This window comes from Sulfuricurvum sp. (genome assembly GCF_049305995.1).
Classification (GTDB): Bacteria; Campylobacterota; Campylobacteria; order Campylobacterales; family Sulfurimonadaceae; genus Sulfuricurvum.
Genome location: NZ_JBAQPS010000277.1, coordinates 1 through 10,222, shown reverse-complemented (window position 1 = coordinate 10,222; position 10,222 = coordinate 1). Strand labels below are relative to the sequence as shown.

10 protein-coding genes and 5 tRNA genes are annotated in these 10,222 nt (G+C 45.9%); 6 read left to right on the top strand and 9 right to left on the bottom strand.

The window, feature by feature from the left end; all coding sequences use genetic code 11:
- Positions 1 to 327: 327 nt before the first annotated feature.
- The 5 genes from WA010_RS09480 to WA010_RS09460 form a co-directional block, all read right to left on the bottom strand.
- Positions 328 to 412: transfer RNA gene (locus tag WA010_RS09480), tRNA-Leu, on the bottom strand.
- A gap of 16 nt (positions 413 to 428) precedes the next feature.
- Positions 429 to 505: transfer RNA gene (locus tag WA010_RS09475), tRNA-Arg, on the bottom strand.
- Between the two features lie 11 nt (positions 506 to 516).
- Positions 517 to 593: transfer RNA gene (locus WA010_RS09470), tRNA-Arg, on the bottom strand.
- Positions 594 to 646: 53 nt separating this feature from the next.
- A tRNA-His gene (locus WA010_RS09465) sits at positions 647 to 723 on the bottom strand.
- A gap of 51 nt (positions 724 to 774) precedes the next feature.
- Positions 775 to 852 (bottom strand) — tRNA-Pro (locus tag WA010_RS09460).
- 219 nt (positions 853 to 1,071) lie between these two features.
- Here WA010_RS09460 and WA010_RS09455 point away from each other — a divergent pair.
- Both WA010_RS09455 and WA010_RS09450 read left to right on the top strand, forming a co-directional pair.
- Positions 1,072 to 2,439 carry an amino acid permease gene (locus WA010_RS09455; protein ID WP_422556882.1) on the top strand — a complete coding sequence of 456 codons (1,368 nt, stop codon included), beginning with the start codon at positions 1,072 to 1,074 and terminating at the stop codon, positions 2,437 to 2,439.
- Complete coding sequence (locus WA010_RS09450) at positions 2,439 to 3,662, top strand: MFS transporter (protein WP_422556881.1); 1,224 nt, start codon at positions 2,439 to 2,441, stop codon at positions 3,660 to 3,662. The genes WA010_RS09455 and WA010_RS09450 overlap by 1 nt, the downstream gene beginning before the upstream one ends.
- Before the next feature lie 13 nt (positions 3,663 to 3,675).
- Here the strand turns inward: WA010_RS09450 and WA010_RS09445 are convergent, their stop codons facing one another.
- The 4 genes from WA010_RS09445 to WA010_RS09430 all read right to left on the bottom strand — a co-directional run bounded on the left by WA010_RS09445 (position 3,676) and on the right by WA010_RS09430 (position 6,695).
- Positions 3,676 to 3,954, bottom strand: a complete 279-nt coding sequence (locus WA010_RS09445; RefSeq protein WP_422556880.1) for a hypothetical protein — start codon at positions 3,952 to 3,954, stop codon at positions 3,676 to 3,678.
- Positions 3,954 to 4,730 (bottom strand): thiazole synthase, encoded by a 777-nt coding sequence (locus WA010_RS09440; RefSeq protein WP_422556879.1) that lies wholly within the window; start codon positions 4,728 to 4,730, stop codon positions 3,954 to 3,956. The genes WA010_RS09445 and WA010_RS09440 overlap by 1 nt, the downstream gene beginning before the upstream one ends.
- Positions 4,731 to 4,815: 85 nt before the next feature.
- Positions 4,816 to 5,379 carry a phosphoribosylglycinamide formyltransferase gene (gene purN, locus WA010_RS09435; RefSeq protein ID WP_422556878.1) on the bottom strand — a complete coding sequence of 188 codons (564 nt, stop codon included), beginning with the start codon at positions 5,377 to 5,379 and terminating at the stop codon, positions 4,816 to 4,818.
- Positions 5,376 to 6,695, bottom strand: a complete 1,320-nt coding sequence (locus WA010_RS09430) for an NAD(P)H-hydrate dehydratase (RefSeq protein WP_422556877.1) — start codon at positions 6,693 to 6,695, stop codon at positions 5,376 to 5,378. Before WA010_RS09430 ends, purN begins: the two co-directional genes overlap by 4 nt.
- A 32-nt stretch (positions 6,696 to 6,727) precedes the next feature.
- On the opposite strand from WA010_RS09430, the gene WA010_RS09425 reads away from it, so the two are divergent.
- From WA010_RS09425 to WA010_RS09410, 4 genes are all read left to right on the top strand, one after another.
- A complete protein-coding gene (locus WA010_RS09425) occupies positions 6,728 to 7,696 on the top strand; it encodes a KpsF/GutQ family sugar-phosphate isomerase (RefSeq protein WP_422556876.1) in 969 nt (322 codons plus the stop codon).
- Positions 7,693 to 8,640 carry a pseudouridine synthase gene (locus tag WA010_RS09420; protein ID WP_422556875.1) on the top strand — a complete coding sequence of 316 codons (948 nt, stop codon included), beginning with the start codon at positions 7,693 to 7,695 and terminating at the stop codon, positions 8,638 to 8,640. The genes WA010_RS09425 and WA010_RS09420 overlap by 4 nt, the downstream gene beginning before the upstream one ends.
- Positions 8,637 to 9,035: a secondary thiamine-phosphate synthase enzyme YjbQ gene (locus WA010_RS09415; RefSeq protein ID WP_422556874.1), complete on the top strand. Its 399-nt coding sequence runs from the start codon at positions 8,637 to 8,639 to the stop codon at positions 9,033 to 9,035. Before WA010_RS09420 ends, WA010_RS09415 begins: the two co-directional genes overlap by 4 nt.
- A 97-nt stretch (positions 9,036 to 9,132) precedes the next feature.
- Positions 9,133 to 10,222 (top strand): replication-associated recombination protein A (locus tag WA010_RS09410; protein ID WP_422556873.1); only part of this gene is annotated, 1,090 nt, incomplete at its 3' end.

Genomic DNA, 10,222 nt, shown 5'->3' with positions numbered 1-10,222 from the left:
CTCTCAGACTGTTTGGATGTTCCAAAATTAGGTAAAATTTTAGTAAAATTTTTAGTAAATTATGAACCCCTCACAATCCCCAAGGCAACGGCATTTCAAAGCTCTATTTTTGGTTGTTTTTTAACCTACTTTTTACGTGCAAAATAGAGGGTAGGATTTTATCGATGAGGTACGTTTCAAAAAGTAACGAGTATAAAGAAAATTCAGAATAAAAAAAGAGGGTAAAAAGTGGGATTTTTGAGTGAGTATTTAAAGAGATATGTAACCCTTTATGTAACCCATAGTTTGAAGAAGTATACCGAAGCCCATAAAATAGGGGTTTTTCGATGGTGCGGATGAAAGGACTTGAACCTTCACACCTTGCGGCACCAGATCCTAAGTCTGGCGTGTCTACCAATTTCACCACATCCGCATAAAAAAGTCTAAGGTGGTACGCCCTAGAGGATTCGAACCTCTGACCGATGCCTTAGAAGGGCATTGCTCTATCCAGCTGAGCTAAGGACGCACGAGTTACTATGGTGCGCCCGATAGGGTTCGAACCTATAACCTACGGATCCGAAGTCCGTTACTCTATCCAGTTGAGCTACGAACGCACAATCGCCTTCTAAAACATCGCGTATCAAAGGAGTTTCAAACCAGAAACAAATGGGGTGGAATATGGGAATCGAACCCACGACCCTCAGAACCACAACCTGATGCTCTAACCGACTGAGCTAATTCCACCATTTATAAATAAAGAATCTGCTTGAAAACGATACTAAAAAAGAAAAAACATGGTCGGGGCGAGAGGACTCGAACCTCCGGCCCCTTGGTCCCAAACCAAGTACTCTAACCATACTGAGCTACGCCCCGACCTTCATCTAATTTACCCGAGTGAGCTAATTAGTGAGGCGAAATTATAGTCGAAAATCCAATTATTGTCAAGAGATGTGCGTAAAAATGTGAATAAACCGATTGATTTATATGGTATAAAGGGTCTAAAAATCTTAAAAGCAGGTGAAAATGATGTATAATTGACTCTTATTGTAAGCAGGATTGCAGTACACCGTTAGATTGAGTGTAGGAGGGGAAATGAAAAGTATTTTTCATAAAAAGGATATGTCCGGTTCAACCGGAGAATTTAAACGCAGTTTGGGGCTGATGGATGTAACGTTTATTGGGGTCGGTGCTGTTATCGGTGCAGGGATATTTGTCATTACGGGTCAAGCTGCGGCGACGATGGCGGGTCCCGCAATCGTATTATCATTTTTATTGGGAGCGGTAATGATCGGTATTACGGCTCTCATTTATGCGGAGCTGAGTTCTGCCTATCCGGTAGCGGGGAGTGCGTACAGTTTTACTTTTGCGTCGCTGGGGGAAGTCTTTGCGTGGTTTGTCGGGTGGAATTTGTTGCTCGAATACGGGGTGGCTACGGCGGCGGTGGCTACGGGATGGTCTGGATATTTACGTCGTTTTTTAGAAAACAGCATGAATATTCATATTCCGCAAGCCCTCAGTGGTGCGTATAATCCGAGTGTGGGAACGTACATTGATATTAGTGCATTTGGAATAATTTTGGCCATTTTTGTCCTTTTGGCAATAGGGATAAAAGAGAGTGCTAAGGTAAATACGGCAATTGTATTTATCAAATTGGCTGTATTGGTTACCTTTGTCGCGGTCGGATTACCGCATGTTGATTTTAATAACCTTTCAAATTTTTTCCCTTTTGGATGGGAAGGAGTTTGGCACGGTGCGGCGTTGATTATTTTTGCCTATCTTGGATTTGATGCGATCAGCACGGTGGCCGAAGAGACCAAAAATCCTGAGCGTAATATTCCATTAGGATTGATCCTCTCATTGGCACTTAGTGTTGTATTCTTTATCCTTGTAAGCTTTACCCTTACGGCAATCGTCCCGTATCAAGAGTTGAATGTTCCTGATGCTCTTGCCTTTGCACTTTATAGAGTAAATGAACCTTTTGCCGCAAATATTATTGCATTGGGTGCGGTTATTACGATTACTACGGTTATGTTGGTTATGGGTCTTGGATTTACCCGTATCCTTTTTGCTCTTGCACGAGATGGGCTTCTTCCTAAGGTATTGAGTGAAATTCATCCAAAGTTCAATACTCCGTATAAAGCGACGTTGATCGGCGGAGCAATTTTGAGCATTATGGCAGGACTTATACCTCTGAAAACATTGGCCGAATTAGTGAATATCGGAACTCTTTTTGCCTATTTGATGGTTGCCGTGGCAATTATTGTTTTGCGTCGTCAAAATACGATTCAACCCTCTTTTAAAGTACCCGCATTTAAAATTTTAATGCCAATCAATTTTATCTTAATTATTTTTATGATGGCGGGATTGCCGTTTGATACGTGGCTCCGTTTTATTGGTTGGTCAATAATCGGAATGTTGATTTATGCTTATTACAACACTAAACGTACAAAGGCTGAATGATGACAGTATCAGTATGGCGTCAAGTGTTGACGCTCCCCGTTATCGTCATTGCGATGGGATATTTTGTCGATATTTATGATTTGATTTTATTTGGAGTTGTTCGTGTCGAGAGTTTGACGGAGCTGGGGTTGAATAAAGATGGTGTTACCCTGTGGGGATCGATTATTCTCAATGCTCAAATGGCAGGAATGCTCATAGGGGGAATACTATGGGGGATTTTAGGGGATAAAAAAGGGCGGCTCTCGGTACTGTTCGCGTCGATTATCCTCTATTCGGTGGCAAATACACTTAATGCGTTTGTGAGCAATGTCGAGCAGTATGCGCTGCTGAGATTTATCGCCGGTATCGGTTTGGCGGGTGAACTGGGGGCCGGGGTGACGCTCGTCGCCGAAATCCTCCCTAAAGAGCTACGTGGGTATGGGGTGATGGCGATTGCCGCGTTTGGTGTCCTAGGTGTTGTTGCCGCGAACATTGTAGCCGAAAACTTCGCGTGGCGGAACGCTTACATCTTCGGTGGGATTCTAGGCTTTTTACTGTTGGTTCTACGATTTCGCGTCCGAGAATCAGAAATGTTTCAACACCAGGTCAGTGATGATATCAAGCGAGGGCACTTTTTTGCCCTCTTTAGCCATAAGAAGCTTTTCAGTAAATACATCAAAGCAATCGTGATCGGGATGCCGCTGTGGTATGTTGTCGGGGTTTTGGTGATGTTTTCTCCTGAGTTTGCTAAAGCGTTGGAGATTAGTGGTGAAGTGAGTGCTGGGCAAGCGCTGATGTACACCTATATCGGTCTTTCGGTCGGGGATTTAGCCAGCGGATATCTTTCACAGCAGATGCAAAGCCGTAAACGTGCCTATACGATTTTTATGGGACTCTCGGTTGTGAGTGTTTTTTACTATTTCACCTTATCCGGTGCTACGGCAGAGTCGTTTTACGTTGCGGTATTTTTATTGGGTGTTTTCTGTGGATATTGGGCACTCTTTATCACAATGGCGGCAGAGCAGTTCGGAACGAATATCCGTGCTACCGTGGCAACGACGGTTCCTAATTTCGTACGCGGTTCGGTGGTTCCGATTACTTCGAGCTTTATGCTTTTAAAAGAGAGCATGGGAGTTTTGGGTTCCGCCGCAGTTGTGGGATCAGTTGTGTTTACGATTGCTTTGGTGGCGCTCTATTTTACGCGTGAGACGTTTCATGAGGATTTGGATTACATAGAAGCTTGATGTACTTTTCTTTTTAGAAAAGAAAAGTACGCAAAAGAAAAGCGCCCTCACACCAGAACGCTGGCGGTACGCTTTTGCCCTTCGGCAAGCGACCTTGCTCTTGGTGTGGTGTGAGGGCAAAATATTTTATTTGCATAATTTTCGCAAAGCGAAAATAAATAAACAAATCTCCGTGATCCAATACAAAGAGCCGTTCCGGAGGCAGTAGTGCCGAGAGGGACGAGCGTTCTTGGATCGCGGTATGCTCTTTTGCTACTTTTCTCGCTAATAGAGAAAAGTAGAGAGAGGTCATTAAAACTGGATCATCCCATCAACTGGAGATGAAGCAGTGGCGTAAGGACGTTTCGGTATACGTCCTGCGAGATAACTCAAACGCCCTGCTATCACCGCATTCTTCATTGCTTCCGCCATCATCATCGGATTTTGCGCTTGTGCAATCGCTGTGTTGGTTAAAACACCATCTGCTCCGAGTTCCATCGCTAACGCTGCATCACTGGCACATCCGATCCCCGCATCGACGATAATAGGCACTTTGACCGCTTCACGTACAAACACGATGTTATATTTGTTTTGAACTCCCAACCCTGAACCGATAGGGGCGGCGAGAGGCATGATCGCGTGAGCACCCGCATCTTCGAGACGGCGTGCCATGATCGGATCATCCGAGGTGTATGCCATGATCGTGAAACCATCACGCGCTAATACTTCACACGCTTTGATCGTTTCCAAAACATCGGGATAGAGGGTTTTTTGGGTGTCGCCGATCACTTCGAGTTTGATCAAATCGATCCCTGTTGCTTCGCGGGTGAGGCGAAAGAGAGTGATCGCCTCTTCGGCAGTGGTGCACCCTGCGGAGTTTGGCAAGAATTTGACATTGGTTCCCGCAAAGGTATCACGAAGATTCGGTTCGTTCGGGTTGGTGATATTGAGACGGCGCACGGCGACGGTGATAAGTTCTGAGCCTGAAGCTAACGTTGCCGCTTTGGTCGTTTTGAACGAGTCGTATTTACCGCTTCCGACGATGAGGCGGCTGCCGAGGGTATATTTTCCGATTTGTAATGTGTGCATTTTATGAGATTCCTTATGTTAATATTTAACTTTTTGACATTTTTGTTTTGGAAGTGAGGCTTTAGCCTCGCAAAATCATGCGGGACTAAAGTCCCACTTCCGATAAGACTTTTATGACACTGAGAGGCAAAATTTCATGCTCAATTTCGCGAATTTTAGCCGAAAATTCTTCTAAAGTATCCTTAGGATTTTTAGTAAAACTTTTTTGCAAGATTATCTCACCGCCGTCAAGTTCATCGGTGACCCAATGAACACTCACGCCACAGATTTTTTCATCACTTTCAAAACTCCGCTCAATGGCGTGTGAGCCTTTAAATGCGGGTAATAAAGAAGGGTGGAGGTTGATGGATCGTACATTGGAAGTAAATACGGGGGTAAGAATCCGCATAAAGCCGCACAGAACGACGAGATCGGGGTTGTACTCGCCGATCAGTTTCACCAGTGCGGCATCGTAGGCTTCACGGCTTTCATAATCATGATGGTCTAAGATTTCTACGGGGATATGAGCTGCGCGGGCTTTGGCTATCCCGCCGGCTTTTGGGTTGTTGGTAATGGCGCAAATGAGCGCACCGTGTTTGAGATGGATTTTTTCGATGAGGTTGGCGAGATTCGTCCCCTCGCCGCTGAAAAGGGCTACGATTTTTTTCATAAAGTGGTAATTCTTTCTATAAGATCAAAGGGGGTGAGAGCATAGTTGTTTTTCCCCCATTTTTGTGCCGCGAGGGTATGAGCTAACGAAGCCTGAACTGCCGAATGGAGCGGTGCATAGCCTTGGGCTAAGAGCGCTCCGATCAGACCGCCTAGTACATCACCGCTCCCCCCCTTGGCTAACGCGACGGTTCCGTGAGGGTTAATAAAAAATGCTTCTCCTGCACCGATAATGACATTGGCACCTTTAAGGAGCAATACTACGTGCGCATAGGCGGTACAAAAAGTTTCAACATAGAAAAAGCGGTTTTCTTGGAGGGTTTGGGTATCAATATCGGCGATGTTGCAGATTTTTAAGATTTGGACAAATTCTTTGGGATGGGGTGTGAGGACGAGATTGGGGCGCTTTAGGAGTGTCAAAAAGATGGGATGGATGAAAATATCGGCATCCAACACCATGGGGTGGGTATGATCGCATAATCGTCGAAGCTCATCATCGTCAAATTCACTTCCCAACCCCATCCCAAGTGCAACGGCGTTAGTGGTAGGGCGCAGAGAGTGGCATTGCATCAGCTCATAAGGGATAGTGAGGTTTTCGTTGCTAATGATGCTTACCAACCCCGACCCAAAACGCAGTGCCGCTGAGGCAGCTAAAACTGATGCTCCTACATGTTCACCACAAATAATCGCGAGGTGACCATAGGTTCCTTTATGGGCTGAGGCTTGTGTACGTAGAGGGAGAACTAAATCTGAGGGGTCAAGCAATTGCCATGGCGAGGGTACTTCATAACGTGAACGTGAAATCCCAAGATTGGCGACAAGGATCTTTCCCGTATGCTCTTTGGCCCCGTCGCTAAAGAGGCTTCGTTTGAGTGCTCCCATAGTGATGGTAATGTCGGCTCTAAAAGTGTGAGGATCGAGCGTACCGTCGGCATAGAGACCGCTGGGGACATCGCAGGCTATTTTAAAAGCAGGGGAGAGGTTTAGATTATCGAGTAGCTCCTGTGACGCTGTGTCGAGGGGACGGTTAAGTCCACTGCCAAACAAGGCATCGACGATCACATCATAGTGAGTATCGTTTTGATAATCGAGTGAGACATGATAATCTCCCTCCAGTTGCCGTGCCAGTATACGTCCATCTGCACCGTTATTTCCTTTTCCGCAAACAATCAAAACCAAAGAGGAGAGAGGGAAATTCTGAGTGATATAATCAGCTATAGCGGAGGCGGCATGTTCCATCATGATGGGTTCACTGAGACCGAATGTCTCTACCGCACGATGATCCAGTGTGTTTACTTCTTGATAAAGGTTTTGCATGGATAAAGTCCATTTCAGCTATAATTATATTTATGAACAACGATTATATCGCAATAGCCAAAAACACACTTGAAATTGAAGCGCAGGCTCTCATAGAGGGCTCAAATCGCCTCGGAGAAGAGATGATCCGTGCCGTGGAGATGATCTTGGCGTGCAAAGGGAAGTTAGTTATTACAGGTGTGGGCAAATCGGGGCTGATCGGGGCAAAAATCGCCGCGACGTTTGCTTCGACTGGGACGCCAAGTTTTTTCCTCCACCCTACCGAAGCACTGCACGGCGATTTGGGGATGATTGGTCGTGATGACGCGGTATTGGCCATCAGTTACAGCGGAGAGAGTCCGGAACTTAGCTCCATCCTCCCTCACATCAAACGATTCGATATTCCCCTTATCGGGATGACCCGAAACAGTGATTCCACTCTCGGACGCTACAGTGATGAGGTAATAAACATTAATGTCTCTACCGAAGCGTGTCCTCTCGATATCGCTCCGACCAGTTCAACGACTCTCACATTAGCGATGGGCGATGCGCTCGCGGTGTGTTTGATGAAGGCGCGAAATTTTCAAAAAGAGGATTTCGCCTCATTTCACCCCGGCGGTGCTTTAGGGAAACGGTTGTTTGTAAAAGTATCTGATTTAATGCGCACAACCGATCTTCCGATCGTGGATGAAAACACCCCTCTGAAAGAGGCGATTTTAAAACTCAGCGAAGGGCGTTTGGGGACAGTGATGCTCACCGATGCACAGGGGAAACTCTCAGGATTGCTCAGTGATGGCGACATCCGTCGTGCGTTGATGAGTGATTCGTTTTCGCTTGACGCTTACGCAAAAGAGTACGCGACTCGTAATCCGCTTGTTATCGATGATGCGACAATGCTCGCCTCGGAGGCACTGGTATTGATCGAAGAGAAAAAAATACAGTTGTTAGTCGTCACGAATCGTGAGGGCATAATTCAAGGTGCATTGCATCTTCATACACTCGTGGAAGCAGGTATCTCATGATGCGTTTAAACAAATATATCGCCCACTACTCGACCTATTCACGTCGTGAAGCCGATCAAGCTATCCTTGATGGATATGTCCGCATTGACGGAGAGGTTGAAACCAACCCTGCCATACAGGTAGATGAGCGCAATGCCAATGTCATGATCAGCGGGAACAAGATTGTTCCGAACGATCAGTTTACGGTGATCGTCTATAACAAACCGCGCGGCGAATTGGTGACGAAAAAAGATCCGCAGGGGCGTAAAACGATTTACGATTCACTTGCAAAACAATATCGCCACTATATCCCTGTTGGACGGCTCGACTTTGCTTCGGAAGGATTATTGCTTCTCACCGATGCGTCTCGTGTTGCAACGGCGTTGATGACATCGAAGATGGAACGGGTCTATAAGATCAAAATCAAAGGACCTGTTACCGATGCGATGAAAGTTGCGATGGGGGAAGGGCTTGAACTCGAAGATGCGAGTGCGGGTGCCCATGAGTATGCACCTGAGGGACCGATGAGTTTCGCTCCGTTTTATGCCTATCAAGTGCAAAAAGATCAAGGAGATTACTCGATCCTAAAAGTTGCTATCGGAGAGGGACAAAACCGAGAGCTTCGCCGATTTTTTGCCCATTTTGGAGCTGAAATCGTCGATCTTAAACGTCTCAGTTTCGGAGGGATAGAGCTTAATAACCTTCCGACCGGAAAAGTACGCTTTTTGGAACGAAGTGAGTATTCCAATTTACGAGAGTTTTTGGATGCCGTAGAAAAAGCGGAAAAACAAAAACAAAAGGGTGAAAAAAAAGCTCCGAAAGTGTTTGAAAAATCAGAGTCCAAACCCGTAAAAAAAACATTCATCAAAGATAAGGCAAAGCTCAAGCCAAAACCTTCCAATGAGCCATTTAGTACAAATAAGTATAAACCAGACTCTAAATTTTCAAAAGGTGGTAAAAAATGAAAATACTTAAATTCCCAACCAGTCATAAAACACAGTTGATGGATATCAGTGCTGAAGTGAAAGAGGCAGTTATTAAATCTGGTATCAAATCTGGTATTTGTGTCGTTTTTACTCCCCATACGACAGGAAGTGTCTTTTTGTTTGAAAATGCTGACCAAAATCTCCGACGCGATTTACTCTCAGCTCTCTCTACCGTTATCCCGAGTGATGCTAAATATTCTCATGTCGGAAGCAATGCGGCAGCACATTTGAAATCTTCTCGTATGGGTGCATCGGTAAGCATTCCGGTTCATGATGGTCGTCCGATGTTTGGAAAATGGCAGGGTGTCTTTTTCGGTGAATTTGACGGCCCTCGTCAAGAGCGCGAAGTGATCATCAAAGTGATAGCTGGATGAGTAAAAATTCTCGCCCAAATGAGCGTAGCTTTAGTGCCATAGCGGCTAGCGTAGAATGGGGGGCTTTGCTCGCCATTCGTTCTAATAAGTAGTAATCGTGGCAGACTTTACCTATCTGCTTCGTCCCAAAAAATTTGATGATGTGGTAGGTCAACCTCACCTCTGCTCATCCGATTCACCGCTTCGATCTTTGTGTGAGAGCGGTGCTCTCACACACTCTTTTTTTTATGGCCCTCCCGGTTGCGGTAAAACGACGTTAGCGCGAATCATTGCCGAAGTAATGGATCTCCCCTTTTATGAGTTTAATGCCACTTCTCTCAAAATCGAAAATTTGCGAAAGATATATGAGCAATACGAGGGATCACTTACTAAACCTCTGATCTTTATCGATGAGGTGCATCGTTTGGCAAAGAATCAGCAAGAGGTGTTACTCCCCGTTATGGAAAAAAACAGTGTGTTAGTAATCGGTGCATCGACGGAGAATCCCTATTTTAGCCTAACTGCGGCGATGCGTTCACGCTCACTGTTGTTTGAACTTCATTCCATCGGTTTTGACGCGTTAGAGGATTTGTTAGTTCGCACTTCCGTTGAAATGGAGGCAGAAGCGCGAGAGTATTTGATTGCCAGTTCGGGTGGCGATGCTAGGGCGATGCTCAAATTGCTCGAAGTTGCTTCTGCGTTGAACAAACCGATAACCCTTGCACTCCTAAAATCACTCCGCCCTGCGGCACAAAGTTTGGGAAGCTCGGAAGCAGGGGTGCATTACGATCTCGCTTCTGCGCTGATCAAGAGTATCCGAGGTTCCGACCCCGACGCAGCGATCTATTATCTTGCACGCCTTATCGAGGGGGGAGAACCGCCTGAATTTATCGCACGACGTCTTGTGATCCTCTCCTCCGAAGATGTGGGGAATGCGAATCCTCAAGCGTTGACATTGACCACTTCGGCGATGATGAGCGTCAAACAAATCGGCTATCCCGAAGCGCGTATAATTCTTGCCCAAGCGGTGATCTATCTCTGCGCTTCGCCAAAATCGAACACGGCGTATAACGCAATCAATGCTGCGCAAAGTGCGGTGAAAAACGGAGTGATCCTCGATATTCCCGAGCACTTGCGCCAACAGCACAAAGGGTATTTGTATCCGCATGATTTTGGGGGCTGGGTAGAGCAAAAGTACCTCTCAAAAC

Coding starts and splice junctions, on each gene's coding strand:
- WA010_RS09455 (WP_422556882.1), top strand. CDS start 1,072: ATGAAAAGTATTTTTCATAAAAAGGATATGTCCGGTTCAACCGGAGAA.
- WA010_RS09450 (WP_422556881.1), top strand. CDS start 2,439: ATGACAGTATCAGTATGGCGTCAAGTGTTGACGCTCCCCGTTATCGTC.
- WA010_RS09445 (WP_422556880.1), bottom strand. CDS start 3,954: ATGACCTCTCTCTACTTTTCTCTATTAGCGAGAAAAGTAGCAAAAGAG.
- WA010_RS09440 (WP_422556879.1), bottom strand. CDS start 4,730: ATGCACACATTACAAATCGGAAAATATACCCTCGGCAGCCGCCTCATC.
- purN (WP_422556878.1), bottom strand. CDS start 5,379: ATGAAAAAAATCGTAGCCCTTTTCAGCGGCGAGGGGACGAATCTCGCC.
- WA010_RS09430 (WP_422556877.1), bottom strand. CDS start 6,695: ATGCAAAACCTTTATCAAGAAGTAAACACACTGGATCATCGTGCGGTA.
- WA010_RS09425 (WP_422556876.1), top strand. CDS start 6,728: ATGAACAACGATTATATCGCAATAGCCAAAAACACACTTGAAATTGAA.
- WA010_RS09420 (WP_422556875.1), top strand. CDS start 7,693: ATGATGCGTTTAAACAAATATATCGCCCACTACTCGACCTATTCACGT.
- WA010_RS09415 (WP_422556874.1), top strand. CDS start 8,637: ATGAAAATACTTAAATTCCCAACCAGTCATAAAACACAGTTGATGGAT.